A 25888-nucleotide genomic window follows, 5' to 3' on the forward strand; every position below is an offset into this window, starting at 1 on the left:
ACCGTGAGCGATGTACAGACAACCAGGGAGACAGACAACATGGAAAAGAAGCTCGCATGCGGCAGGACCCTGGCCGCGAGCGTGATCGGTGCGTCGCTGCTTTGGGGCTGCGGCGGCGGTGGTTCGGGTGGCTACTCGATGCCCCTGCCGACGGCGGCAGGCGGGACGGCCACGGCTCCTCCGGCCGCGAACGGTTCCGACCCCGGCACCGTCGCCTCGGGCACGAGCCCTGGCCCCGATGCGGGTGCGTCGACGCCGACCGTGCCGGTGCAGGAAAAACGCATCGACATCCCGCTCACGCAGTACGTCAACCTGTTCGTCGGAACGAAGATCTCCGACACCGGCAGCGGCCACTCCGGCAACGTCAACCCCGGCGCGCAGACGCCCTTCGGCATGGTGAGCTTCGGGCCCGACACGCGCGGCAGCGGCTCGCCCTGGGGCTACGGCTCCGGCGGCTACTACGACGGCGACAACGCCATCCGCTACTTCAGCATGACCCATCTCAACGGCCCGGGCTGCAGGGGGCAGGGCGCGGTGGCTATCCTGCCGAACAACGCCGGCGGCGGCATTCCCTCGGGCGGCCTTGTCTACACGAAGGCCAACCAGTCGGCCAGCCCCGGCTACTACAGGGTGAAGTTCAACAACGGCATCACCAGCGAGCTGACGGCGACCACGCGCACCGGCATGGCAAGGTTCAGCTACGCGGACAAGGACAAGGCCTTTCTCGTCATCGACTCCGCGCGCAACAACCCCAACCAGAGCGGCGTGCCCTACAGTGGCCTGACCGACATCGCGCTGGGCGCCGATCTCAGGTCGGTGTCGGGCACGGCGGTTGCCAACGAATTCTGCGGCGGCACCTGGAAGCAGCCCGTCTACTACTACGCGAGCTTCGACAAGCCGCTGAAAGCCGGCTCGGCCATCTCGGGCAAGGCCGCGCAGCTGCAGTTCGACCTGAAGGACAACGACCTCTCGGTGCAGCTCAGGGTCGGCATCTCCTCGGTGAGCGTAGCCAACGCGAAGGCCAACCTCGAGGCCGAGAACCTCGACGCCTCCTTCGACACCGTCAAGGCCACGGCCGACAGCAACTGGAACAGCCGGCTCAACGTCGTGCAGCTCGACCTCGCCAGGACCGGCGCGCTCGACAAGCTCGATGCCGGCAAGAAGGACGACGCGACCAGCCAGCTCGCGAAGTTCTACACCGCGCTCTACCGCGTCTACAGCGGGCCGACCGTCTACAGCGACGTCAACGGCGACTACCGCAGCATGAAGCAGGCCGACCTCTCGCAGTCCAACAACGTGCTGCCGGCGAGGGCCACCGAGAACGTCGCGAACTACAAGTTCAAGCTTGACGGCAAGGACGCGAGCTACAAGACGCACTACAGCGGCTTCTCGATGTGGGACACCTACCGCAGCCAGGCCCAGTTGCTCGCCATGATCGCGCCCGACGAGGCCAGCGACATGATGCAGTCGCTGGTGGCCGACGCGCAGCAGTGCGGCGCCTTCCCGCACTGGGTGGACGGCAGCGAAGACACCACGCCGATGAACGGCGACCACGCGCCCACGGTCGTCGCGGGTTCCTACATGTTCGGCGCACGCAAGTTCGACCTCGACACGGCGCGCAAGTACATGCTGCAGGCCGTCACCAACCCCAGGGGCCAGTGCAACGACAAGTTCTCCATCGGCAAGCCCGGCGACAGCCTGGCCGACTACATGAGCCTCGGCTGGATTCCCTCCGACAGGGGCTACGACAACCCCTCGTCGACAACGCTGGAGGCCATCACCACCGACCGCTCCGTCGGTGCCTTCCTCGATGCGCTGCCCGCCACCCGTGCCACCGACAAGAGCGTGATCGACACGGTGTTCAGGCGCGCGGGCAACTGGCAGAACATCTTCGACGACACGAGCAAGACGCTGAAGTCGAAGACCGCGGCGGGCGACTGGGCCGGCGGCGTGTTCCATGAATCGACCGAAGCCAACTACCTCTGGACCTTCGCCTACGACTGGACCCGTCTCGCGCAGAAGCTCGGAGGCCAGAAGGGCACGCTCGACCGGCTCGCCAGCCTGTTCTCGCTCGATACCGCCGATGCCTTCAACGGCACCGAGCCCAGCGGGCAGGACCTGAACGGCGGGGAGAGTTCCGACAACTACTACATCGGCAACGAACCCGCCTTCCAGACGCCGTGGGCCTACAACTGGATCGGCTCCGCCAAATACGCGCAGTACGTCATCCCGGTCATCCTTCGCAAGAACTTCAGCCTCGGCTCGGGCGGACTGCCTGGCAACGACGACATGGGCGCGACCTCGGGCTGGTTTGTGTGGGCTTCGATGGGGCTGTATCCGGTGATTCCTTCTGCCCCCGGACTGGCCGTGTCCACGCCGCAGTTCTCGGGCATGACCCTCTGGCTGGGCAACGGGAAGAAGCTGCGCATCGAGGCCGACCGGCAGGCGCTCATCGACAACGTGCGCTACATCGGCGAGATGAAGCTCAACGGCACGACCTACGCGGGCTCGTGGCTGCCGCTCGACAGGATCAAGGACGGCGGAACGCTCTCCTTCAAGCTGTCGACGACGCCCACCGACTGGGCTTCCGATCCGTCGCTGACGCCGCCCTCGGGACCAGCCGCGGACTACACCAAGGCAACCTCCGCGGGTGCGATGTGAGCGCCCCGGCACGGTTCGCGGGCAGGGCTGCCCGGGCTGCCGCATGGGTTGTTGCGGCAGCACTGTGGGGGTGCGGAGGCGGCCCCGGCGGGGGCTTCCCGGTGCCGTCGCCGCAGGGCGGAGCACCCGGCGATCAGCAGCAGGTCGCCGGAAGCAATGGAGGCGATGGCAACGGCAGCACAGGCGCGGGCAACACCACCGCCACCACCGTCACCACGGGCGGCACGAGCGGGAGCGCCCCGTCCCGCGAGAAGCAGGACCTCGCGAACTATGTCAACACGCTGCGCGGCTCCCACTCCAACGCCTACATCTACGACGGCTATTCGCGTGGCAACACCTTCCCGGCCACGGCCGTGCCCTTCGGCTTCACGATGTGGTCGCCGGTCAACCGCATCGACCCCGATGACGAGAGCTCGGGCTGGAGCAACACCAAGCCCTATGACGGCTACATGGGCAACGATTTCTTCTACACCTTCTTCGAGGACGAGAACGACACCAAGCCGCTGGACCGCATCTTCGCCTTCGCGGCGGTCCACGAGGCCAGCCCGTGGATGGGCAACCGCCAGTCGCTGCAGTTCATGCCGGTCACGCAGACCGACAGCGCTGGCAATCCGGTGCTCGACAAGGCCACGCGCGGCGAGAAGTTCAGCCACGGGAACGAAGTGGCGCATGCGCACTACTACAGCGTGACCTTCGACAACGGCACCCGCACCGAGATCACCCCCACCGACCACGCGGCGTACTTCCGCTTCACCGCCGCCGCGAACCAGCCATCGCTGGCGGTGGTGTTCGACATGTTCAAGGGCGTGTCGGGTTCGCTGAACGTCGACGCAGCCAACGGCACGGTCTCGGGCTACACCGACCAGGGCTCGCCGCGCATGTACTTCCACGCGGTGGCCGACGCACCGGTGAAGGCCTCGGGCGCGGCCTCGTTCCCGACATGGCTGAGCTTCGACACCGCCTCCGCGGGCAGGCAGGCGGTGGGCCTGAAGGTCGGTACCTCCTTCATCAGCGTGGAGCAGGCCAAGGCCAACCTCGTGCAGGAGATCGGCGCCAGGTCCTTCGACGACGTGCTGGGCGCGGCCAAGGAGGCCTGGAACGACAGGCTCAACACCATCCAGGTCGAGGGCGCGACGGAGGACCAGAAGACCATCCTGTACTCCAACATGTACCGGGCCTTCCTGTACCCCAACTCGGCCTGGGAGAACGTGAACGGCGCGCCGTCGTACCTGAACCCCTACGTGAGCCCGATGACGGTGCGGCCCGGCAAGCTGTGGGTCAACAACGGCTTCTGGGACACCTACCGCACCACCTGGCCGCTGTACACGCTGCTCTTTCCGCAGCAGACCGGCGAGATGCTCGACGGCTTCGTCAACGGCTACAAGGACGGTGGCTGGACCACGCGCTGGGCCAGCCCGGGCTATGCCGACATGATGGTGGGCACCAATTCCGACATCATCCTTGCCGACGCCTACCTGAAGGGCGTGCGCAACTTCGACGTCAACGCCGCCTACGACTCGATGCTGAAGAACGCGTCCGTCTACAGCCCCAACAGCGACCGCGGCCGCAAGGGAATGGAGAAGACGCCGTTCTACGGCTACTCGACGGTCTACGACGAGTCGGTGTCGTGGTCGCTCGAGGGTTACCTGAACGACTTCGGCGTGAGCCAGATGGCGAAGGCGCTGGGCAAGACCGACGACGCAGCCTACTTCGCCAACAGCGCGACCGGCTACGCCAACATCTTCGACGGCGCCTCCACCGGCACCTGGGCCGGCGGCTGGTTCCGCCAGAAGAGCACGGGCGGCGCCTTCGGCGGCGGCGCGCCGAACCCGATGGCCTGGTACTACGGCTACACCGAGGGCAACGCCTGGACCTACGCCTTCGCCACGCCGCAGGACGGCCGGGGCCTGGCCAACCTCTACGGCGGCCGCGCCGCGCTCAGGACGAAGCTGGATGCCTTCTTCACGACCAGGCCGGGCCTCGGCTACGACGGCACCGATCCGAACGGCTCGCACACCGGCATCAAGCCCGAGATCAAGTCGGCCTACGACGTGGACGCGTTGGCAGGCGTCGGGCAGTACCAGCACTCCAACCAGCCGGTGCACCACACGATCTACATGTACAGCCACGCCGGAAGCCCGGCCTCCGGCCAGAAGTACCTGCGCGACGTGATGGACAAGCTCTACTTCTCGGGTTTGGACAAGAACGGCGTGCCGAACGGCGACGGCTACATGGGCGACGAGGACAACGGCGAGATGTCGGCCTGGTACGTGCTCAGCGCCATGGGCTTCTATCCGGCCTCCACGGGACGGCCCGAGTACACGATCGGTGCGCCTTACTTTCCGAAGATGAGCGTGCTGGTGCCCAACGCGAAGGGCGAGCCGCGCGCCATCACCATCAGCGCACCCGGCGTGAGCAGCACCAATCGCTACGTGCAGGGGCTGAAGCTCAACGGCGCGAGCATCACGCGCACCTACCTGACGCACGCCGAACTGGTGGAGGGCGCGACGCTGGAGTTCCAGATGGGGCCGAACCCGTCGTCATGGGGCACTGGCGACGACGATGCGCCTTCGTCCGTCACCAAGGACGCTGCCAGGCCTTCGCCCTTGCAGTCGCTGCTGCCAACCTCGGCCTTCTCCACGACCGCGAGCAATACGACCGGGCTGAAGAACCTGAACGACCGGACCTCGCTCACGGAATGGAGCAGTGGTGCCGGCGCGGCGTGGATCCAGGGCAGCACGGCCGGTACGGCGCGCAAGGTGGCGATCTACACGCTCACCTCCAGCAGCAAGACCGGGCAGGACCCGGCCGGCTGGACACTGAAGGGCTCGAACGACGGCATCGACTGGACCACGCTCGACACGCGCCAGGGCGAGGTGTTCGCCTGGCGCCGCCAGGTACGGCCCTTCGTCGTGAAGACCCCGGGCGCTTATTCGACCTACCGGCTGGAGATCGGGGGAGGAGTGGGTGGGGGCGGGGCGGTCAGCCTCTCGGAATTCGAGTTGCTGGCCGCGCCGCTGAACTGAAGACCCGAGCCAGCCGCTCAGGCCTCGGGTGCCACGCTGCCCGGCAGCGCGGCCGGCGGCGTTGCACCGCTGGCAGGTTCCTCGCCCGGGCCTTCTTCCTTCTGGTGCCGCGCGGCGATGAAGAGGTACATCGCCGGCACCACGAAGAGCGTGAACAGCGTGCCGATGGAAAGTCCGCTGAAGATCACGATGCCCATCGCCTTGCGGCCCGCGGCGCCGGCGCCTGAGGCGATCACCAGCGGCAGCACGCCGAAGACCATGGCGGCGGTCGTCATCAGGATGGGGCGCAGTCGGGTGCCGGCGGCTTCCACGATGGCGTCGAGCTTGCTCAGGCCCTGCTTCTGCAGGCGGTTGGCCACCTCGACGATCAGGATTCCGTGCTTGCTGATGAGGCCCATCAGCGTCACCAGGCCCACCTGCGTGTAGATGTTCATCGAGGCGAAGCCCCAGAAGATGAAGATCATCGCGCCGAAGAGCGCCAGCGGCACCGACACCAGGATCACCACCGGGTCGCGGAAGCTCTCGAACTGCGCCGCCAGCGCCAGGAACACGATGATCAGCGCGAACACGAAGGTGATGGCGAAGTTGCCCGACTCCTGCACGAACTGTCGCGACTGGCCCGAGTAGTCCACCGTGTAGCCGCTGGGCGCCATCTGCTGCACCAGGCCGCGCAGGTACTCCAGCGTCTCGCCCTGCGTGCCGCTGGGCACGCCCTGGATGGTCACGGAGTTCAGCTGCTGGAAGTGGTTCACCGTCTCCGGCTGCACGCTGTACTTCAGGCTCGCCACCGTGCTGGCCGGCACCACGCCGCTGGGCGTCTTGATGTAGAAGTTCAGCACGTCCGACGGGTTCAGCCGGTCGACCTGCTGCACCTGCGGGATCACCTTGTACGAGCGGCCCGAGATGGAGAAGTAGTTGACGTAGGCGCCGCCCAGCGCCGCCCCCATCGCGTTGCCCACGTCCTGCTGCGTGATGCCCAGCGTGGCGATCTTGTCGCGGTCGACCACCACGGAGGCCTGCGGCAGGTCGATCTTCAGGTCGGCGTCGATGTAGTAGAACTTTCCGTCGGCGCGCGCCTTGTCCATGATCTGCTGGGCGAGGGCATTCAGGTTCTCGAAGGGCTCGGTCGTCTTGATGACGAACTGCACCGGCAGGCCCGAGGCGCCCGGCAGCGCCGGGAACTGGAAGGCCACCACCTTCGCGCCGGCGATGCCGTTCCAGCGCTTCTGCAGGTCGGTCTGGATGTCGTGCGCGCTGCGCGTGCGCTCGTCCCAGGGCTTGAGCAGCACGCCCGCGATGCCTGCGTTGGTGCTGGGCACGCCGGTCAGCTGGAAGAGCTGCGCGTACTCGGGCGTGTCGTGCGCGATCTTGAAGATCTGGTCCGCATACGTCTGCATCTGGTTGATGGTGGCCGTGGGCGCGCCCACCACCTGCGACAGCACGATGCCCTGGTCTTCCTCGGGCGCGAGCTCCGACTTCGACATCTTGAACATCACGAACAGCAGCGCCACCAGGATCGCGCCCATGACGATCATCACCGGCCAGGTCTTGAGCACGCCGCGCAATATCAGCTGGTAGCGGTGGTGCACGCGCTCGAAGACGTGCTCGATCTTCATCGCGAACTTGCCGCTGTCCTGCTCGGGCTTGAAGAAGCGCGAGCACATCATCGGCGACAGCGTGAGCGCCACGATGCCCGACACCACCACCGAGCCGGCCAGCGTGAAGGCGAACTCGGTGAAGAGCGAGCCGGTCAGCCCGCCCTGGAAGCCGATGGGCACGTACACCGCCACCAGCACCACCGTCATGGCAAGGATCGGCCCGCCCAGTTCACGCGCCGCGAGCAGCGAGGCCTGCATGGGCGACTTGCCCTCTCGCATGTGCCGGTCGACGTTCTCCACCACGATGATCGCGTCGTCCACCACCAGCCCGATGGCCAGCACCAGCGCCAGCAGCGTGAGCAGGTTGATCGAGTAGCCCAGCGCCAGCATGATGAAGAAGGTGCCGATCAGCGACAGCGGCATCGCGATCACCGGCACCACCACCGCGCGCAGGCTGCCCAGGAACAGGTAGATCACCACCGTCACGATGACCAGCGCCTCCACCAGCGTCTTGATCACTTCGCTGATGGACGTGTTGATGAAGTCGGTCGAGTCGTAGACGATCTTGCCCGTCAGGCCGGTGGGCAGCTGGGACTGGATGTCGGGGAACACCGTGCGCACCTGCTTGGCCACGTCGAGGATGTTGGCCTCCGGCGCGACCTTGATGCCGATGAACACCGAACGCACGCCGTTGAAGGCCACGTTGAAGTCGTAGTTCTCCGAGCCCAGGGTCACGTTGGCCACGTCCTGCAGCCGCACGATCGCGCCGTTGGAGCTCTTCACCGACAGCTGCTTGAACTCGTCCACGCTGTGCAGCGAGGTGCCGGCCGTGAGAGGCACGCTCACCATCTGGCCCTTGCTCTGGCCGACGGCCGCGAGGTAGTTGTTGGCGGCCAGCGCCGCGCTCACGTCGGTGGCGGTCACGCCGTAGGCGGCCATCTTCTGCGCGTCGAGCCAGGCCCGCAGCGCGAAGGTGCGCGCGCCGAGGATCTCGGCGGTCTGCACGCCCGGAATGGCGTTGAGCTTGGGCTGCACCACCCGCACCAGGAAGTCGGTGACGTTGTTGTTGGGCAGGGTGTCGCTGTAGAAGCCGATGTACATCGCGTCGGTGGTCTGGCCCGTGGCCACCGTCAGCACCGGCTGCTGCGCCTGCGGCGGCAGCTGGTTGCGCACCGAATTGACCTGCGTGTTGATCTCGGTCAGCGCGCGGTTGGAGTCGTAGTTCAGCCGCAGCGTGGCGGTGATGGTCGACACGCCAAGGCTGCTGGACGACGACAGGTAGTCGATGCCCTGCGCCTGCGACACGGCGGCCTCCAGCGGCTGCGTGATGAAGCCCGCGACCGTGGCCGCGTCCGCGCCGTAGTAGGCGGTGGTGATGGTGACCACGCCGTTCTCGGTCTTCGGGTACTGGTTGACCGGCAGGCCGGCCAGCGCGCGCAGCCCGAGCACCACGATCAGCATGCTCACCACCATCGCCAGCACCGGCCGGCGGATGAAGATGTCCGTGAAGTTCATGCGGGCGACCTCACTTTTCCTGCGGCGTCGGCGCCGGGTTGTTGGCGGGCTGGACGCTGTTGTCCACCACCACCGGCGTGCCGTTCTTCAGCTTGTTCTGCCCGCTGCTCACCACCACCTGGCCGGCCGTGAGGCCCTTGACGATGGCGATCTGGTCGCCGCGCGTGGCGCCGGTCTCGACGAACACCTGCTGAGCGACGAGCTGCTTCGCGCCCGAAGGGCTGGCTGGCTGGGCGGGAGCACCTGCGGCACCTTCCTTGGGCGGCTCGGCCTCCTTCACCACGTACACGGTCGAGCCGTACGGGTTGTAGGTGACGGCGGTGGACGGCAGCGTGAGCTGCTCCTGCACGCCGCCCACGTCGATCTTCACGTTGGCGAACATGCCGGGCAGCAGGAGCTGCTTCGGGTTGGAGACGGTGGCCTCGACCTGCACGTTGCGCGTGGCGGCGTCTACCTTCGGGCTGATCGCGTTGATCTTGCCGCTGAAGCCCTGGCCCGGGAAAGTGTCGACCGACAGGTTCACCACCTGGCCCACCGCCAGCCCCGCGAGCTGCTGCTGCGGCAGGGCGAAGTCGACGTAGATCGGGTCCAGCGTCTGCAGCGTGACCAGCTTGTCGCCCGCGTTCACGTACTGGCCGGGGTTCAGCGTGGTGATGCCCAGGCGGCCCGAGAAGGGCGCGCGGATCGACTTCTTCGCCACCACCGCGGCCTGCTGCTCGACCTGCGCACGCTTGGCCTTCAGGTCGTTGGTGTCGGCGTCGATCTGCGCCTGGCTCACGGCCTGCACCGCGAGCTGCGCCTGGTCGCGCTTGAGCACGATGGCGGCCTGCGCGGCGGCGGCTTCGGCCGAGTGCAGCAGGGCGATGTCGGAATCGGCATTGAGCTCGACCAGCAGCGTGCCGGCCTTCACATCCTGGCCCGACTTGAAGTGCACCGTGCGCACCAGCCCGGCCACTTCGGTGCTCAGGTCGGCGCCGCGCACCGGGTTCAGCGTGCCGACTGCCGTGAACTGCGACTGCCACTGCAGCTTCTGCACCTCGGCCGTCGACACCGTCTGCGGCGCCGGCTTGGGCACGGCAGCGATCAGCGCGCGGATCTGCATGAACTTGCCGAACGCGAGCACGGCGACCAGCAGCAGTACGCAGCCGATCATGATGATCATTCTTCGGGTCATAGATTGTTTTCTTGGAGTTTTTGGAGTGTTCGGGGCCGCTCAGTTCTGCGGCGCGGCGGCTTGCTGTGCAGGTTGCGCGGGCTGCCCCGGTGCGATCGCCGCGTCGGCCAGCGCGCCGCGGTTCCACCAGCCGCCGCCCAGCGCCTGGAAGAGGGCGGCCGTGTCGGCATAGCGCGCGGCCTGCGCCTGCGCCAATGCGGTGTGCGTCTGCAGCCAGGCCTGCTGGGCGGTGAGAAGCGTCACGTAGCTCACCGCGCCGGCGCGGAACTGCGCGGTCGACAGGTCGAGCGACTGCCTCGCGAGCGATTCGGCCGTGGCCTGGGTCTGCAGCGCGGCGGCGTCGAGTTCGAGCGCGCGCAATGCGTCGGCCACGTTCTGGAAGGCGCCGAGCACGGTGTTGCGGTATTGCGCCGCAGCCGAGTCGTAGGCCGCGATGGCGGCGCGCTGCTGCGCGCGCAGGGCGCCGCCGTTGAAGATCGGCTGCGTGAGCCCGGCGCCGATGTTCCACAGCGTGGTCGGCCCGGTGAACAGGTCGCGTGCGCGCAAGGAGGTGTTGCCGTAGCTGGCACTGAGCTGTATCTGCGGATAGAGATTCGCCGTGGCCACGCCGACTGCGGCGCTGGCCTGGTGCAGCTGCGCCTCGCTGGCGCGCACGTCGGGCCGCTGGCGCGCGAGCTCGGAGGGCAGCGACAGCGGCAGCTCCTGCGGCAGCGAGAGGCTGGCGAGATCGAACTCGGGCAGGCCCTGCTCAGACGGCAGGCGGCCCGCGAACACCGCGAGCTGATGGCGCGTCTGCGCGAGCGATTTCTCCAGGGGCGGCAATGTGGCCTGCGTCTGCGCGACCTGCGTGCGCTGCTGCAGCACGATCGACTTCGGGATCGCGCCGGTGTCGAACTGCTTTTCGATCACGCCCAGCTGCTCGCGCTGCGCCTGCAGCACCTCGCGCGTGGCCTGCAGCTGGCCGCGCAGCGCGGCTTCGCGGATCGCGGTGGTGACGAGGTTCGAAGTGAGCGTGAGGTAGGTCGCCTCCACCTGGTAGCGCTGAGCTTCCACTGCGGCCTGCGCGCCCTCGATCTGCCGGCGCGAGCCGCCGAACACGTCGAGGTTGTAGCTGACGTTGACCGAGGCGTTGTACAGCGTGAGCAGCTGGCCGCCCGGCACCTGCGTGCTGACCTCGGAGGCCCGCTCGCGCTGCGCGCCCAGTTGCGCCGTGACCTGCGGCCACAGCAGGTTGCCCGACTTCGCGTCATAGGTGGCTTCGGCCTGCCGCAGCGCGGCCTGCGCGGACGCCAGCGTGGGGCTCTGTTCGAGCGAGGCGCGGATCAGCCGGTCGAGCTGGTCGGAGCGGAACACCTCCCACCACTGGGCCGGGATGTCACGGCCCGGCAGCAGTTCCTGGGCCTGTCCGGCCGGCACGTCGGACTTCGCGGTGCGCGCCGGCATCGGCGCGGGGGTGTAGTCGGCACCGCTGGCGGCGGCGGGAAGATCGGGCGTCTTGAAATCCGGCCCGACCGCGCAGCCGCCCACCAGCAGCAGGACGACGCCGAGCACGGCACCCTGAACGGGCCACCCCGGCCGCGAGCGCGCAGGCGCAGCGCGCAACGACGAACCGGGGTGATCCTCCAACGCATTGTTTTCTTGATATTGCATGGGGCAGCGGTTGTACACCCGGAACGCCCGGGCTGCCTGACTTTCCCGAAGTCTCGTAGCCGTCGCCCCGCGTTGCGAGGCCGTTGCGACGAAACAGGATCTGCACGGCGCGAAATGTACGGGCAAGGCGCCAAACGCACCACCCCGAGGCGCGGCGCAAGCCTCACCGCTGCCCCAATGCCAGGAACACCGAGGAACCGGCTTTGCCGGGCCTCAGGTGTTGCCCCCGGTAGGGGGTTGGCGAAGCGGCACGCAGTGCCGCGCAGCCTGGGGGCGAGCAACATCCAGACAAAAAAAAAGCCCGCACGAAGGCGGGCTCGAAGGTGACCTGCTGGAGGAGGGAGGATCAGAGGATGCAGGCCACAGGGAGAGCCATGAATATCGCTTCCGAACCTGCACGCAACCTGACCTCGACGGAATCCTGTTCCACGCTAATTTCCGGCTCATTCTTCGCCGGACGCGTCAATCGCGCTCGCGACCGGTCCTCGCTCAGTCTTCGTCTTCCCACTTGCCGACAACGGTGCCCAGCACGGTGAAGGACGTGCGTACCGGCTCGTGCTTCGGGTTCAGCGGCAGCAGCCAGCGGCGGCCGTCGTCCTGCTTGAACACCTTGAAGGTGACCTCGTCGCTGTCATCGAGCTTCGCGATGACGCGTTCGCCGTCGTCGGGCTTTCTCAGTGCGGTATCGACGAACACGATGGAGCCTGGCGGGTAGCTCTTCAGCAGGCCGCTGGTGGAGGTCATGCTGTCGCCGCGAACGCGCAGCGCATAGCTCTGGAGGCTGTGGTGGGCGATGCAGGGAATCCAGCGCTCGGCGTGCGGCTGCTGCGAGATCTCGTGGCTGTCCCAGTTGGCTGCGTCGGCCCAGGAGATGAGCGGCACCGTGCCCGGCGTGCGCGGGTTGAAGCTGGGAATGGACGGCGGCGTGTGCGTCACCCGATAGGGGCCGAGCGGTTCGCTGACCCGGTCGCGGGCCTGGCGGAGCTGGTCTTCGTCCCACGGGGCGGGGCCGTCGCCGGTGTCCAGCCAGTTCGGATCGGCACGGTAGGCGCGCGCCAGGGCCAGCACGCTCATGGAGCGGGTGACGTCGCCTCGTTCGATCTTGGAAATGCTGGATTGCTTGACGCCCGAGACCGCTTCGGCCTGCTTCTGCGTCATCTTGGCGAATTTGCGCGCGGCAAGGGCGCGTTTGGCAATGCTGTCCATCGAGTGGGGATTTAAGCCCAAACGAATATTCTTCTCAAACTCTAGAATAGTAAGAAAAGGGAGGAAAGAATGAAGCCACGGGAGTTGGTTCTGGCGCTGAGGGCCATGGGCCTCACGCAGAAGCAGATCGAAGAGAGAACGGGAATTCCCCAGCCGACGGTCTCCAAGATCGGCCTGGGCCGGGTGGCCGACGTGATGTCGCGCCACTACGTCGCGCTGGTGGCCGCCTACGAGCAGCGGGTGAAGGAGGAAGCGCTCAAGCCCGGGCCGGAGGCCTTCCGCCAGCCCGAGAAGAAAAAGCAGCCGTAGCGATGAGCGCGCGATGCGCCGTCAACTATGGCCGTCGGGCCTGTGGTTCGACCGCACGCTTTGCGTGCTGCTGGCGCTGCTGTCCCTCGCGGGGCTTGCCTTCGGGCTGATCGCGGCGCGCCCGGCCTTTGCGGGCGGCGGCTGCTTCGGGCTGGTCTGCGCGGCGTGGGCGGCGCAGGTGCTCTTCGACGGCGAGGCGCTCAGGCGCTCGCGTGCGGTTCGGGCGGCGCGAGAGCGAGGGTGGTACTGACCCGGACGCAGTCCTTGATGTGCTGTTCGCCGAGGGCGCGCAGCGCCGCGTAGCCGAGCGCGGCCGACACCACCTGCCCGGCGATGGGCACGTACTTGGTTGCCTGCTTGGCCGTGAGGCGCACGCCCGCGTGCCTGGCGAGGCGCAGCAGCAGGTCGCGCGTGACCAGCCTGCCGACCAGCAGCGCGCCCACCGTGGTCGCGGCCTTCTGGATGCGCTCGCGCTGGTGCGGCGCGAGCTTCTCGACCTGCGTGACCGAAAGGCCGAACTCGGCGCTGATCTGCGGCACCAGCCGCGAGAGCAACGCGGCGTCGGCCATCCAGTCCAGGCCGGGCAGGGGAACCGCGCTGGCCGCTGCCGCCATCAGCGCCTTGCGGCTGATGAGGCGGCGGCTGCGGTGGACGGCAGCGATGAGCTTTTCATCGCCCCGGGCCAGTTCGATGGCTGACGGCATCCGGCGGCTCCCTTCCTTCTTCCTGCCTGCGTGGCCTTGCGGTTCAGGCCGCCAGGGCTTCCAACTGGTCCGAAAGGGCCAGCCAGCGCTCCTCGAGGCGGCCGATTTCGTCGTTGAGCGCCTTCAGCCGCTTGCCGGCCTCGGCGATCTCGCCGGCGGGCAGCGGCTGGGCCAGCCGCGCTTCAAGTTCGGCACGCTCGGTGCCGGCCTTGGCCAGGCGCTCGTCGATCTGGGCGATCTCGCGCTTGATCGGCTTGGCCTGGTCGCTGCGCTGCTGGCGCTCCTGGGCATCCTGCTTGCGCTGCTGGGGCGCGGGCGTGGCTGCGGCGGCCGGTGCCGCGGCGGCTTCGGCCTCGCGCACCGCCACCTTGGCTTCCTCGCGCAGTCGCTTGGACTCGTCGAGCAGGTAGCGCTGGTAGTCGTCGAGGTCGCCTTCGAAGTCGCCGACCACGCCGCGGCCCACCAGCCAGAACTCGTCGCACACCGAGCGCAGCAGCGCGCGGTCGTGGCTCACCAGCATCAGCGTGCCCTCGAACTCGTTGAGCGCCACGGCCAGCGCCTCGCGGGTGGCGAGGTCCAGGTGGTTCGTCGGCTCGTCGAGCAGCAGCAGGTTGGGGCGCTGCCACACCATCATCGCGAGCACGAGGCGGGCCTTCTCGCCGCCGCTCATGGTGCCCACGGGCTGCTTGACCATGTCGCCGCTGAAATTGAAGCTGCCCAGGTAGCCGCGCAGCGCCTGTTCGCCCGAGGGCTCCCGGGCGTTGCCGCCGAGCTCGCGCGCCAGGCGCACCATGTGCTCCAGCGGGTTGCTCCCGGGGTGCAGCACGTCGAGCTCCTGCTGCGCGAAGTAGCCGATGTTCAGGCCCTTGCCCTCGGTGACCTGGCCCGCCAGCGCCCCCATCTCGCGCGCGATGGTCTTCACCAGCGTCGACTTGCCCTGGCCGTTGGCGCCCAGTATGCCGATGCGCTGGCCCGCCAGCACCGAGCGGTTGACGCCGCGCAGGATGGTCTTGGGCTCGGCGTCTTCCACGACGTAGCCGAAGCTCGCATTGCTGATCGACAGCATCGGGTTCGGGATGTTGCCCGGCTCCTTGAACTCGAAGCTGAAGTCGGCTTCGGCCAGGAGCGGCGCCACGCGTTCCATGCGCTCCAGCGCCTTGACCCGGCTCTGCGCCTGCTTGGCCTTGCTGGCCTTGGCCTTGAAGCGGTCGATGAACTTCTGCAGGTGGGCGATCTTTTCCTGCTGTTTGGCGAAGGCCTGCTGCTGCTGCTCCATCTGCAGCGCGCGCATGTCCTCGAACTTGCTGTAGTTGCCGCCGTAGCGCGTGAGCTGGGCGTTGGCGATGTGCAGGGTGACGTCGGTCACGGCGTCGAGGAACTCGCGGTCGTGGCTGATGACGATCATGGTGCCCGGGTACTTCTGCAGCCAGGCTTCGAGCCACACCAGCGCGTCCAGGTCCAGGTGGTTGGTGGGTTCGTCCAGCAGCAGCAGGTCGCTCGGGCACATCAGCGCGCGAGCCAGTTGCAGGCGCATGCGCCAGCCGCCGGAGAAGCTGTTGACGGGCGCGTCGAGCTCGTGCGTCTTGAAGCCCAGCCCGAGGATCAGCGCCTGCGCGCGCGGCACGGCGTCGTGCTCGCCGGCGTCGGCCAGGTCGGTGTAGGCGTGGGCAAGCTGCATGCCGATGTCCGCGTCGTCGGGGTTCTCGGCGTAGGCGGCCTCGATGGCGGCCAGCTGCTCGCGCAGCTCGGTCAGGCGGGTGTCGCCGCCAACCACGAAGTCGGTGGCCGACTCCTCGGTCTCGGGCATGTTCTGCGCCACCTGGGCCATGCGCCACTGCTTGGGAATGGAGAAATCGCCGCCGTCTTCGTGCAGCGTGCCGTTGAGCAGGGCGAAAAGGGTCGACTTGCCGGCGCCGTTGCGGCCCACCAGCCCGACCTTCTCGCCGGGGTTGAGGGTGACCGTGGCGCCGTCGAGCAGGACCTTGGCGCTGCGGCGAAGAATGACGTTCTTGAGAGTGATCATGAAAGAGGAACCGTAGGGGCGATTATCCCGCCCGGCCTCCGGAGCCCCGGAAAAAGGGGCAAAGGCACGGGGAAATCGGCATCGATCGCCCGGTGAATGGGGTTTCGCAGCCAATGGCTGCGAGAAGGCGGCTGAAGGAGGCGCGGCGGGCGCAGCTAACGCACGCCGGCGCCGGCCACCAGGGCATCGCGCGTCACGAGCAGAACCTGGTCTTCGCCCGCCGAGGTTTCGAGCCAGAAGACTTCGAGCTGCGGAAATGCCGCCTCGAAGTATTCGCGCTCGTTGCCGATCTCCAGCACCAGCACTGCGCGCTCGCTCATGCGCGAGGGCGCGTCGGCGAACAGCTGCCGCACGAAATCCATGCCGTCGGTGCCGCCGGCCAGCGCCAGCTCGGGCTCGGCGCGATATTCGGCGGGCAGGGCGGCCATGCTGGCGCTGTTCACGTAGGGCGGGTTGCACAGCACCAGGTCGTAGGGGCCGGGCAGGTTCTTCAATCCGTCGGATTCGACCAGCCTCACGCGCGAGTCCAGCTCGTGGCGGGTGACGTTGATGGCCGCCACTTCGAGCGCCTGCACCGACAGGTCGCCCGCGTCCACCGTCACTTCCGGGTAGGTGAGCGCGGCGAGCACGGCAAGGGAGCCGTTGCCGGTGCACAGGTCGAGCACGCGCTGCGTGTGTTCGCCCAGCCAGTAGTCGATGGTTCCGTCGGCGATCAGCTCGGCGATGAAGCTGCGAGGCACGATGGCGCGCTCGTCCACGTAGAAGGGCACGCCCTGCAGCCAGGCTTCCTTGGTGAGGTAGGCGGCGGGCTTGCGCGTGGAAATCCGCTCTTCGATGAGAGCCGCCACCTTGCCGGCGTCGGCGGGCGAGACGGCCCTGTCGGCCACGCCGTCGAGGTCGTCCAGCGGCAGCTTCAGGCGCCACAAGACCAGCCAGGCAGCTTCGTCGAAGGCGTTGGCGGTTCCGTGGCCGAATGCGACGCCGGCTTCTTCCAGCCGCTTCGCGCCCGACTCGATGAGTTCGATGACGGTGCTCATCCGGCGAGCGCGCCGTCCAGCCGCTTCAGGGCGCGCAGGTAGATGTTCTTCAGCGTCTCGATCTCGGCCACTTCGATGTGCTCGTCGATCTTGTGGATGCTGGCGTTCACCGGGCCCAGTTCGACCACCTGCCTGCAGATCTTGGCGATGAAGCGTGCGTCGCTGGTGCCGCCGCTGGTCGAAAGCTCGGTCTCGATGCCCGTTTCTTCGCGGATGGCGCCCTGCACCGCCTCCACCAGCTCACCCGGCGTGGTCAGGAAGGGCAGGCCGCCGATGGTCCAGGCCAGGGTGTAGTCGACCTGGTGCGCATCGAGCACGGCGTGCACGCGCTGCTGCAGCGACTCGGGCGTGGATTCGGTCGAGAAGCGGAAGTTGAAGTCGATCACCGCGCTTCCCGGGATCACGTTGCTCGCGCCGGTGCCCGCGTGGAAGTTGCTGATCTGCCAGCTGGTCGGCTGGAAGTACGGGTTGCTCGCCGCGTCCCAGCCGCCGGCGGCGTTGATGGCCACCAGCTCGGCCAGCGCGGGCGCGACCGCATGCACCGGGTTCTTCGCCAGGTGCGGATAGGCGATGTGGCCCTGCACGCCCCTGACCGTGAGCTTGCCGCTCATGGTGCCGCGGCGGCCGTTCTTGATCATGTCGCCGCAGCGCTCCACGGCCGTGGGCTCGCCGACGATGCAGTAGTCGATGGTCTCGCCGCGCGCGGCCAGTGCGTTGCAGACGACTACCGTGCCGTCGACGCCGGGGCCTTCCTCATCGCTGGTGAGCAGCATGGCCAGCGTGAGCCGCGGCTCGGGCACGGCCTGCAAGAAGTCTTCGATGGAGGTCACGAAGGCCGCGACCGAGGTCTTCATGTCGCAGGCGCCGCGGCCGTAGAGCTTGCCGTCGCGGTGCGTGGGCGTGAAGGGGTGGCTGGCCCACTGCTCGACGGGACCGGTGGGCACCACGTCGGTGTGGCCGGCGAACACCAGCGTCTTCGTGGCGGCCTGGGCGTTCGCGGGACGGCGCACCGCCCACAGGTTGGTCACCCGGAAGTCGGCCGGGCCGCTCTCGATGGTCTCCAGCGTGAAGCCCAGCCGCGCCAGCCGCTCGCCGAGGATCTGCTGGCAGCCCGCGTCGTCAGGGGTGACGGAAGGGCGCGAGATGAGTTGTTCGGCTAGCTGGAGGGTTCGGGACATGGCACAGGAATGGAGGGTGACTCTTCCAGGAACACCGCGGAACCGGCTTTGCCGGGCCGCTGGTGTTGCCCCCTGCGAGGGGGTGGCGAAGCGACACGAAGTGCGCGCAGCCTGGGGGAGAGTCAGAATTTGACGTCTAGTGTGATGTCGGTGAAAGTGGGTTCGTCGACCTGGTCCGTGAGGTGGCGGTCGTCGACGTGAGGCTTGGGCGCCGCGCGGTTCTGCAGGCGCCACATGAGGTTGGTGGGCGAGTCGGCCTGCGACAGGCCCTCTTCGCGGGTGATGCGCTCTTCGACGATGAGGCGGGCGATGTCTTCCTCGAAGGTCTGCGAGCCTTCGGCCATCGACTTTTCCATCGCCTCCTTCACGCCGGAGAAGTCGCCCTTCTCGATCAGCTCGGCCACCAGCGCGGTGTTGAGCATGACTTCGAGCGCCGGCACGCGGCCGCCGGTCGGCGTGCGCAGCAGGCGCTGCGACACGATGGCGCGCAGCGCGCCGCCCAGGTCGCCCAGCAGCGTGGGGCGCACCTCGACGGGGTAGAAGCTCAGGATGCGGTTCAGCGCGCGGTAGCTGTTGTTGGCATGCAGCGTGGCCACGCAGAGGTGGCCCGACTGCGCGTAGGCGATGGCGGCGGACATGGTGTCGCGGTCGCGGATCTCGCCGATCTGGATCACGTCGGGCGCCTGGCGCAGCGCGTTCTTCAGCGCCGTCTGCAGCGAGGTGGTGTCGCTGCCCACGTCGCGCTGGTTCACCACCGACTTCTTGTTGGTGTAGGTGAACTCGATCGGCTCCTCGACCGTGAGGATGTGGCCGCTGGCGTGCTCGTTGCGGTAGTCCAGCATCGAGGCCAGCGTGGTGGTCTTGCCCGCGCCAGTGGCGCCGACCATCAGGATCAGCCCGCGCTTTTCCATGATGAGCGTCTTCAGGATGTCGGGCAGGTTCAGCTCGTCGAAGCTGGGAATGGTGGAGGCGATGTGCCGCACCACCACCGCGTAGGTGCCGCGCTGGCGCATGGCGCTGATGCGGTAGTTGCCGGCGCCCTCGATGTGCACCGCCATGTTCAGCTCGCCCGTGCTCTCCAGCTCCTGGATGCGCCCGGCGGGCACCACCTCGGACAGCAGCGCCAGCGGCGCCGTGGGCGGCAGCACCTGCGCGTTGACCGGCAGGCAGATGCCGTTGATGCGGATCAGCACCGGCGAGTGGGCCGAGAGATAGATGTCGGAGGCCTTGCGTTCGGCCATCAGACGAAGAAGCCGTTCCATCATGTTCATCGGTCTCTCTCCTCGGGTGCTGTTTGTTTTCTCTGGGGCTCTGAAGAAGACCGGCCCCGCAAAGGAGGGGCCGGCGGGAGGCGATCAGTCGCGCAGCAGGTCGTTCAGGCTGGTCTTGGAGCGGGTCTGCGCGTCGACCGTCTTCACGATGATCGCGGCGTAGGTGCTGTAGTCCTGGCCCGACTTGGTCTTCTTGGGCAGGTTGCCGCTGATGACGACGCTGCCCGACGGCACGCGGCCGTAGGAGATCTCGCCGGTGTCGCGGTTGAAGATCGGGGTGCTCTGGCCGATGTACACGCCCATGCCCAGCACGGAGTTCTCTTCGACGATCACGCCCTCCACGACTTCGGAGCGCGCGCCGATGAAGCAGTTGTCCTCGATGATGGTCGGGTTGGCCTGCAGCGGCTCCAGCACGCCGCCCAGGCCCACGCCGCCGGACAGGTGCACGTTAGCGCCGACCTGCGCGCACGAGCCCACGGTGGCCCAGGTGTCGACCATGGAGCCTTCGCCCACGTAGGCGCCGATGTTCACGTACGAGGGCATCAGGATCGCGCCCTTGGCGATGAAGCTGCCGCGGCGGGCCACGGCCGGCGGCACGATGCGCACGCCCGAGTCCTTCAGCTCGTTGGCCGACAGGTGCGAGAACTTGGTGGGCACCTTGTCGTAGAAGCCGAGCGAGCCGGCCTGCATCTGCTCGTTGTCCTTCAGGCGGAACGACAGCAGCACGGCCTTCTTGACCCACTGGTGCACGGTCCACTTGCCCACGCCTTCGCGGGTGGCCACGCGCAGCTTGCCGTTGTTGAGTTCGGTGATGACGTGCTCGACGGCGTCGCGCACTTCGGCCGGCGACGAGGCGACCGAGATGTTGGCGCGGTCTTCCCACGCGGCGTCGATGATTTGTTGCAGTTGCTGGGTCATGGAGGGTCTCGGGTGAAAAATGGGAGCAGGGGCCAGGAGAGGCGGATCAGCGGCGGGCTTCCTTGCAGAAGCGCACGATGCGCTGTGCGGCCTCCACGCATTCGGCCGTTTCGGCCACAAGCGCCATGCGGATGCGGCCCCGGCCGGGGTTGACGCTGTGCGCGCCGTAGGTGGTCTGGCGCGCCAGATAGCTCCCCGGCAGAACCGTCACATTGTATTGAGCGTAAAGGGCGCGGGCGAAGGCTTCGTCGTCGCCAGCCCACACTTCGGGCACGCCGGCCCACAGGTAGAAACTGGCGTCGGGCAGGCGCACGTCGAGCACCGGCTCCAGCAGCGGGGTGACGGCTGCGAACTTGGCGCGGTACTGGGCGCGGTTGTCGACGACGTGCGACTCGTCGCCCCAGGCCGCGATGCTGGCGGCGGCCACGGTGCCGCTCATGGCGCTGCCGTGGTAGGTGCGGTAGAGCAGGAATTTCTTGATGATGGCCGCGTCGCCCGCCACGAAGCCGCTGCGCAGGCCGGGCACGTTGCTGCGCTTGGACAGCGAGGTCAGCGCGATCAGGTTGCGGAAGTCGGGCCGGCCGAGCTTGACCGAGGCCTCGAGGCCGCTGAGCGGGGGCTCGTCGCGGAAGTAGATCTCGCTGTAGCACTCGTCGGCCGCGATCACGAAACCGTGGCGGTCGGAGAGCGCGAAGAGCTTCTTCCACTCGTCCAGCGCCATCACCGCGCCCGTGGGGTTGCCCGGCGAGCAGACGAACACCAATTGGGTGCGCGCCCAGACCTCCTCGGGCACGCTGTCCCAGTCGACCGCGAAATTGCGCTCCGGCACGCTGGGCACGTAGTACGGCTCGGCGCCGGCCAGCAGGGCCGCGCCTTCATAAATTTGATAGAACGGATTCGGTGACATCACCACCGGCTGCGGCGAGGCCGTCGGGTCGACCACCGTCTGGGCCAGCGAGAAGAGCGCCTCGCGCGAGCCATTGACGGGCAGCACCTGCGTGGCCGGATCGAGGGCGAGGCTGTAGCGGGTCTTGAGCCAGTCTGTGAAGGCGGTGCGCAGCTTCAGGTCGCCGGCGGTGGCGGGGTAGGCGGCCAGCGCGCCGAGGCTGGCGCTCAGCGCGTCCTTGATGAAGCCCGGCGTGGCGTGCTTGGGTTCGCCGATGCCCAGGCTGATGGCCGTGAACTCGGGGTTGGGCGTGACGCCCGCGAACAGCTGCTTCAGCCGCTCGAAGGGGTAGGGTTGCAACCGGGAAAGCAGGGGATTCATGGCCGGGATTATCGGTGACAGGTGTTACCGCTCCCGGCGAAGCGGCTACTCGCGGCGGCCGGCAGCAAGGCTCAGGCGGCGCTGCGGCGATAGAAAGCCAGCGAGCCGGCCAGGGCCAGCAGCATGCCGCCGCAGGCGCGGTCGATCCAGCGCGTGGCCGACACGGTCAAGAGGCGGATCGCCCGGGCGCCGACGAAGGCGTAGGCCAGCATCACCGCCATGTCCAGGCCGGCGAAGATCAGCGCGATGACGATGTACTGCGGCGCCTGGGCTGCCGAAGGGTCGATGAACTGCGGCAGCAGCGCCGAGCAGAAGATGTAGCCCTTGGGGTTGGTCACCGCCACCAGGAACGACTTGAAGAAAATGCGCCGGCTCTCGCCCGCCGTGGCCGAGGGCGCCGCATCGGCGGCCGGCAGGTGGAAGCCGCCCCTGGAGCGCAGCATGCGCAGGCCCAGCCAGGCCAGGTAGATGGCGCCCACCCATTTCAGCATCGAGAACCAGAACTCCGACGCAGCCAGCAGGGCGCCCAGGCCGAGCGCCACCGCGCCGACGAGCACGAAATCGGACAGCACCGCACCGAGCATCCCCGGCAGCGCACGCCGCACGCCGTGGCGCGAGCCGTTGCTGAGCGCCAGCAGCACCGTGGGCCCGGGCGTGGCGATGGCGGCGAAGGCCACGATCGCGAAGAGCAGGGCGGTGGCGAGCGTCATCGGGGCAGTCTCCTTGTTGAGCTTTGGCGGCCGGGGCTAGATCTTCTTGACCAGTACCTGGCTCTTGCGGTCCCAGTTGTACTTGCGCTTGCGGGCCTCGGGCAGCCAGTCGGGGTTGACCTGCTGGAAGCCGCGCTTGAGGAACCAGTGCATGGTGCGCGTGGTGAGCACGAAGATGCTCTCCAGGCCGATGGCCTTGGCGCGATGCTCGATGTGCTTGAGGATGCGCTCGCCGTCGCCCTGCGACTGCGATTGCGGCGACACCGTGAGCGCTGCCATCTCGGCCGTGCGCGCCTCGGGGTAGGGGTAGAGCGCCGCGCAGCCGAAGATCACGCCGTCGTGCTCGACCACCGTGTACTGATGGATGTCGCGCTCGATCTCGGTGCGGTCGCGCTTGACCAGCGTGCCGTCGCGCTCGAAGGGCTCGATCAGCTGCAGGATGCCGCCGATGTCGTCCACCGAGGCTTCGCGCAGGCTCTCGAGCTTCTCGTCGATCACCATGGTGCCCACGCCGTCGTGCACGTACACCTCCAGGAGCAGAGAGCCGTCGAGGGCGAAGGGCAGGATGTGGTTGCGCTCCACGCCGGCCTTGCAGGCCTTCACGCAGTGCTGCAGGTAGAAGGCGGTGTCGGTGGGCTTCTGCGGCGGCGGCAGCGAGGCCAACAGCTTCTCGGCGGCGTCCAGCGGCAGCTCGGTGTCGATGGGGTTGTCTTCGCTCTCGGGCAGTTCGCTGTCGATGCGGATGCCGGGAATCTCGGTCAGGAAGATCAGCTTGTCGGCCTGCAGCGAGATGGCCACGCTGGTGGCGACTTCTTCCATCGTCAGGTTGAAGGCCTCGCCCGTGGGCGAGAAGCCGAAGGGCGACATGAGCACCATGGCGCCGAAGTCGAGCGTGCGGCGGATGCCGGCGGCGTCCACCTTGCGCACCAGGCCCGAATGCTTGAAGTCCACCCCGTCGACCACGCCCACGGGCCGCGCGGTGATGAAGTTGCCCGAGATCACCCGCACCGTGGAACCCGCCATCGGCGTGTTGGGCAGGCCCTGGCTGAAGGCGGCCTCGATCTCGTAGCGCAGCTGGCCGGCGGCTTCCTGCGCGGAGTCGAGCGCCACTTCATCGGTGATGCGGATGCCGTGCGAGTACTTCGCCTCGTGCCCCTTGGCCGCCAGTTGCTCGTTGACCTGCGGGCGGAAGCCGTGCACCAGCACGATCTTCACGCCCATGCTCTGGATCAGCGCCAGGTCTTGCGCGATGTTCTGCAGCTTGCCCGCCGCGATCGCCTCGCCCGCGAGCCCGACCACGAAAGTCTTACCGCGGTGCGTGTGGATGTAGGGCGCGACCGAGCGGAACCAGGGCACGAAGGTGAAATTGAAGACGGTGGACATGGGGCGTGATTGTGCATTCATGAAGGGGCATTTGCCTGACTCGGCCGACTCGGCCCGACCCGGGCCGGGTCAGGCGAATCAGGCGATCGCGCGCAGCACGCGGGCCGCGCTGGCGGGGACCGAGCCGCCGCCTGCGCGAGGCGCGGGAGGCGGCGGCAGCGGCAGTCCCCCGTGCCGGGCACGGAAGCCCGCCAGCAGCGCCGCGTAGGCGTCCGTGGCCGCGTTGGCCTCGCCCGAGCCCGGATCGGGCAGCCCCAGCATTGCCGCCAGCGCTGCCGGCGCGATGGAGCCGTCGCGCAGCAGCGCATCGACCACCGTCATCAGCGCCGGCGTGTGGGCCTCCAGCAGCGCCAGCGCGCGCTCGTGTTCCTGCGCCAGCAGAGCTTCGATCTCGGGGTTGGTGGCCGCGATATCGGTGTTGACGTTGTCGCCCGGGTCGTTCGCGACGTCGGTGCGGCTCAGCCGCGTGCCGAAGGCGAAGTGGCGCACGTACTGCGCCGCATTGGCAGTCGCCTGCATGAAGTCCTGCGTGGCGCCCGAGGTGCAGGCCTGCTCGCCGAACACCAGCTGCTCGGCGGCGCGGCCGGCCAGGCTCACGCAGATGCGATCGCGCAGGTTCTCCTTCGACCAGGCCTTGCGCTGCTCGTAGCTGTTGTAGCCGCCCTCGAACGAGGCCACGTTGATCTTGATCTCCTGCGGCGCGCGGCCGAAGAGCAGGCCGTACGCCACGCCGTGGCCGGCCTCGTGCACCGCGAGCAGGGCGCGGAAGTCCTCGCTCGAACGCTGCTTGAGGCGGTTCAGCTCCAGTGCCACCGGAAACTGGCGGCGCGCCTTGCGGTACTTCGCCGAGATGGCCGACACGCCCGCGTCCAGCGAGAGCCATACCGGCTCGCTGCCGTTGGCGCCTTGCTCCAGCGCCCACAGCGCGGCGTTGACCAGCGTGGCGCTCAGGATCGCGTGGATCGACGAGAACAGCGGCCGCGTGCCCTGCGCCGGGAACACCGCGTTGGCGTAGATCTGCTCGTACACGCTCGCATCGAGCACGAAGCGAACGCCGGAGCTCTCCTGGATCTCGGCCACGTAGCGGTCGCAGATCGACAGGATCAGGCGCACGTAGGTCGCGCGGTTGAACGAGGGGTAGATCACGTGGTTGTTGCCGAGGCGGGCGATCTGCTCGGGTCGGAAGCGCTCGGCCAGCGCCTTCTTCACGTCGATGACGGAGAGCTTCTTCGTCAGGGCGTGGAAGATGTCGGCGTCGGTGTCGCAGTCTTCGACGCGCTGGGCCGTCTCGGCATACATCTCGTCGAGGTTGCCCGAGACGAACACCAGCAGCTTGCTGTAGTCGGTCTCCCAGCTCTGCTGGGTGTCGCGGAAGGCGCGCAGGCGCGCGTGCACCTCGGCGGGCTTCCAGGCCATGATCTGCAGCAGCGTTTCCGACAGCTTCAGGCAGCGCTTCACCTCGCGCGCCTCCCAGGGCGACAGGTGCAGCTTGCGCTTCTTGTCGTACTTCTTCTTGTCGGTGCCATCGCGGTCCTGCGTGTATTCGGCGTAGGCCAGCGACGACTCGATCTCGCCGAGCATCGAAAGCGCGGGCGGCAGGCGGCCGTCGGACAGCAGCGCCCACACGTCCTGGTAGCGCTCTACCTTGGCGTCGTTGCCGCCGCTGTCGACCGTGCGGAAGCGCTGGAACTCGTCCAGCACCAGGATGCCGGGCATGCCCTCGGCGATGCCCGACTCGGCCAGCATCGCCGAGATGGAGCCGCGGCTGTGATGGCCCGAGCCATGGCTGAAGCCGTCCATCTGCACTTCGATGAAGCGGTCGTAGAAGCCCAGGTGCTGCGCGAGCCTGCGCACCAGTTGCGTCTTGCCGGTGCCGGTGAGGCCCCAGAGGCAGACGATGACGGGGCGGCTGATGAGCTGCGGCAGCACATACCAGGCGCGGATCGAGTCGATCACGCGATCGATGATGTCGTCGATGCCGAAGAGCTCGGTCTTCAGTGCTTCGGCGACGGTCTGCAGGTGGCGAGTGCGCTCGGCGAGCTCGGCATGCAGTTGGGTACGGATGTCTTTGGACATGTTTTTCTTCTTGGATATCTGACGGGAACAGGAATGCGGCCGCCCCTTCACCATGAAGGAGTCGGCGGGCGTGACGCTGTGGGTGTCGGTTGCGGCGCTTCGGTCTGCGAAGCGCGCCGACCGTGTCGATGGCGCGGGCTTCAGGCCGGGCGAGGCAACTTGACCCTTCCGTGCGCACGGGG

At 67.8% G+C, this 25888-nt stretch carries 18 protein-coding genes; 4 read left to right on the forward strand and 14 right to left on the reverse strand.

Annotated features, from left to right (window positions below):
• Window positions 1–39: 39 nt before the first annotated feature.
• Window positions 40–2661 (forward strand): GH92 family glycosyl hydrolase, encoded by a 2622-nt coding sequence (locus tag ABL838_RS14485; RefSeq protein WP_418125721.1) that lies wholly within the window; start codon window positions 40–42, stop codon window positions 2659–2661.
• Between the two features lie 101 nt (window positions 2662–2762).
• Window positions 2763–5687, forward strand: a complete 2925-nt coding sequence (locus ABL838_RS14490; protein WP_418125722.1) for a GH92 family glycosyl hydrolase — start codon at window positions 2763–2765, stop codon at window positions 5685–5687.
• 17 nt (window positions 5688–5704) lie between these two features.
• Here ABL838_RS14490 and ABL838_RS14495 read toward each other — a convergent pair whose 3' ends face one another.
• From ABL838_RS14495 to ABL838_RS14510, 4 genes are all read right to left on the reverse strand, one after another.
• Entirely contained in the window at window positions 5705–8800 is a 3096-nt protein-coding gene (locus ABL838_RS14495; RefSeq protein ID WP_418125723.1) for an efflux RND transporter permease subunit, read from the reverse strand.
• Between the two features lie 10 nt (window positions 8801–8810).
• Window positions 8811–9974: an efflux RND transporter periplasmic adaptor subunit gene (locus ABL838_RS14500; protein WP_418125724.1), complete on the reverse strand. Its 1164-nt coding sequence runs from the start codon at window positions 9972–9974 to the stop codon at window positions 8811–8813.
• A gap of 39 nt (window positions 9975–10013) precedes the next feature.
• Window positions 10014–11624: an efflux transporter outer membrane subunit gene (locus ABL838_RS14505; protein WP_418125725.1), complete on the reverse strand. Its 1611-nt coding sequence runs from the start codon at window positions 11622–11624 to the stop codon at window positions 10014–10016.
• Window positions 11625–12113: 489 nt separating this feature from the next.
• Window positions 12114–12830: a helix-turn-helix domain-containing protein gene (locus tag ABL838_RS14510; protein ID WP_126019449.1), complete on the reverse strand. Its 717-nt coding sequence runs from the start codon at window positions 12828–12830 to the stop codon at window positions 12114–12116.
• A 69-nt stretch (window positions 12831–12899) separates the two neighbouring features.
• Here ABL838_RS14510 and ABL838_RS14515 point away from each other — a divergent pair, with 69 nt between their 5' ends.
• Window positions 12900–13139, forward strand: a complete 240-nt coding sequence (locus tag ABL838_RS14515) for an XRE family transcriptional regulator (protein WP_126019452.1) — start codon at window positions 12900–12902, stop codon at window positions 13137–13139.
• 13 nt (window positions 13140–13152) lie between these two features.
• Window positions 13153–13389, forward strand: a complete 237-nt coding sequence (locus tag ABL838_RS14520; protein WP_418125726.1) for a hypothetical protein — start codon at window positions 13153–13155, stop codon at window positions 13387–13389.
• Here the strand turns inward: ABL838_RS14520 and ABL838_RS14525 are convergent.
• The 10 genes from ABL838_RS14525 to ABL838_RS14570 all read right to left on the reverse strand — a co-directional run bounded on the left by ABL838_RS14525 (window position 13340) and on the right by ABL838_RS14570 (window position 25706).
• On the reverse strand, window positions 13340–13843 hold the full coding sequence (locus tag ABL838_RS14525) for a hypothetical protein (protein WP_126019457.1): 504 nt from the start codon (window positions 13841–13843) through the stop codon (window positions 13340–13342). The genes ABL838_RS14520 and ABL838_RS14525 overlap by 50 nt on opposite strands.
• A gap of 43 nt (window positions 13844–13886) precedes the next feature.
• The gene (locus tag ABL838_RS14530; RefSeq protein ID WP_418125727.1) at window positions 13887–15866 is read right to left on the reverse strand and encodes an ABC-F family ATP-binding cassette domain-containing protein; all 1980 of its coding nucleotides are present in this window, start codon (window positions 15864–15866) and stop codon (window positions 13887–13889) included.
• A gap of 155 nt (window positions 15867–16021) precedes the next feature.
• Complete coding sequence (gene prmB / locus ABL838_RS14535; RefSeq protein ID WP_418125728.1) at window positions 16022–16903, reverse strand: 50S ribosomal protein L3 N(5)-glutamine methyltransferase; 882 nt, start codon at window positions 16901–16903, stop codon at window positions 16022–16024.
• The gene (gene dapE, locus ABL838_RS14540) at window positions 16900–18081 is read right to left on the reverse strand and encodes a succinyl-diaminopimelate desuccinylase (RefSeq protein ID WP_418125729.1); all 1182 of its coding nucleotides are present in this window, start codon (window positions 18079–18081) and stop codon (window positions 16900–16902) included. The genes prmB and dapE overlap by 4 nt, the downstream gene beginning before the upstream one ends.
• Window positions 18082–18203: 122 nt before the next feature.
• Window positions 18204–19352, reverse strand: a complete 1149-nt coding sequence (locus tag ABL838_RS14545) for a PilT/PilU family type 4a pilus ATPase (RefSeq protein ID WP_418125730.1) — start codon at window positions 19350–19352, stop codon at window positions 18204–18206.
• An 84-nt stretch (window positions 19353–19436) separates the two neighbouring features.
• Window positions 19437–20270, reverse strand: a complete 834-nt coding sequence (dapD, locus tag ABL838_RS14550) for a 2,3,4,5-tetrahydropyridine-2,6-dicarboxylate N-succinyltransferase (protein ID WP_184638149.1) — start codon at window positions 20268–20270, stop codon at window positions 19437–19439.
• Between the two features lie 46 nt (window positions 20271–20316).
• Window positions 20317–21537, reverse strand: coding sequence for a succinyldiaminopimelate transaminase (gene dapC / locus ABL838_RS14555; RefSeq protein ID WP_418125731.1), 1221 nt, complete (start codon window positions 21535–21537; stop codon window positions 20317–20319).
• Window positions 21538–21608: 71 nt separating this feature from the next.
• Window positions 21609–22247: a LysE family translocator gene (locus ABL838_RS14560; RefSeq protein WP_369658228.1), complete on the reverse strand. Its 639-nt coding sequence runs from the start codon at window positions 22245–22247 to the stop codon at window positions 21609–21611.
• A gap of 36 nt (window positions 22248–22283) precedes the next feature.
• Entirely contained in the window at window positions 22284–23630 is a 1347-nt protein-coding gene (argA, locus tag ABL838_RS14565; RefSeq protein WP_126019475.1) for an amino-acid N-acetyltransferase, read from the reverse strand.
• A 78-nt stretch (window positions 23631–23708) separates the two neighbouring features.
• Complete coding sequence (locus tag ABL838_RS14570) at window positions 23709–25706, reverse strand: AAA family ATPase (protein ID WP_418125732.1); 1998 nt, start codon at window positions 25704–25706, stop codon at window positions 23709–23711.
• Window positions 25707–25888: the final 182 nt, after the last annotated feature.

Origin of the sequence: Variovorax sp. 160MFSha2.1, from assembly GCF_048305075.1 — a bacterium.
Taxonomy (GTDB): Bacteria; Pseudomonadota; Gammaproteobacteria; order Burkholderiales; family Burkholderiaceae_C; genus Variovorax; species Variovorax guangxiensis.

Coding starts and splice junctions, on each gene's coding strand:
- ABL838_RS14485 (WP_418125721.1), top strand. CDS start 40: ATGGAAAAGAAGCTCGCATGCGGCAGGACCCTGGCCGCGAGCGTGATC.
- ABL838_RS14495 (WP_418125723.1), bottom strand. CDS start 8,800: ATGAACTTCACGGACATCTTCATCCGCCGGCCGGTGCTGGCGATGGTG.
- ABL838_RS14500 (WP_418125724.1), bottom strand. CDS start 9,974: ATGACCCGAAGAATGATCATCATGATCGGCTGCGTACTGCTGCTGGTC.
- ABL838_RS14505 (WP_418125725.1), bottom strand. CDS start 11,624: ATGCAATATCAAGAAAACAATGCGTTGGAGGATCACCCCGGTTCGTCG.
- ABL838_RS14510 (WP_126019449.1), bottom strand. CDS start 12,830: ATGGACAGCATTGCCAAACGCGCCCTTGCCGCGCGCAAATTCGCCAAG.
- ABL838_RS14515 (WP_126019452.1), top strand. CDS start 12,900: ATGAAGCCACGGGAGTTGGTTCTGGCGCTGAGGGCCATGGGCCTCACG.
- ABL838_RS14520 (WP_418125726.1), top strand. CDS start 13,153: ATGCGCCGTCAACTATGGCCGTCGGGCCTGTGGTTCGACCGCACGCTT.
- ABL838_RS14525 (WP_126019457.1), bottom strand. CDS start 13,843: ATGCCGTCAGCCATCGAACTGGCCCGGGGCGATGAAAAGCTCATCGCT.
- ABL838_RS14530 (WP_418125727.1), bottom strand. CDS start 15,866: ATGATCACTCTCAAGAACGTCATTCTTCGCCGCAGCGCCAAGGTCCTG.
- prmB (WP_418125728.1), bottom strand. CDS start 16,903: ATGAGCACCGTCATCGAACTCATCGAGTCGGGCGCGAAGCGGCTGGAA.
- dapE (WP_418125729.1), bottom strand. CDS start 18,081: ATGTCCCGAACCCTCCAGCTAGCCGAACAACTCATCTCGCGCCCTTCC.
- ABL838_RS14545 (WP_418125730.1), bottom strand. CDS start 19,352: ATGAACATGATGGAACGGCTTCTTCGTCTGATGGCCGAACGCAAGGCC.
- dapD (WP_184638149.1), bottom strand. CDS start 20,270: ATGACCCAGCAACTGCAACAAATCATCGACGCCGCGTGGGAAGACCGC.
- dapC (WP_418125731.1), bottom strand. CDS start 21,537: ATGAATCCCCTGCTTTCCCGGTTGCAACCCTACCCCTTCGAGCGGCTG.
- ABL838_RS14560 (WP_369658228.1), bottom strand. CDS start 22,247: ATGACGCTCGCCACCGCCCTGCTCTTCGCGATCGTGGCCTTCGCCGCC.
- argA (WP_126019475.1), bottom strand. CDS start 23,630: ATGTCCACCGTCTTCAATTTCACCTTCGTGCCCTGGTTCCGCTCGGTC.
- ABL838_RS14570 (WP_418125732.1), bottom strand. CDS start 25,706: ATGTCCAAAGACATCCGTACCCAACTGCATGCCGAGCTCGCCGAGCGC.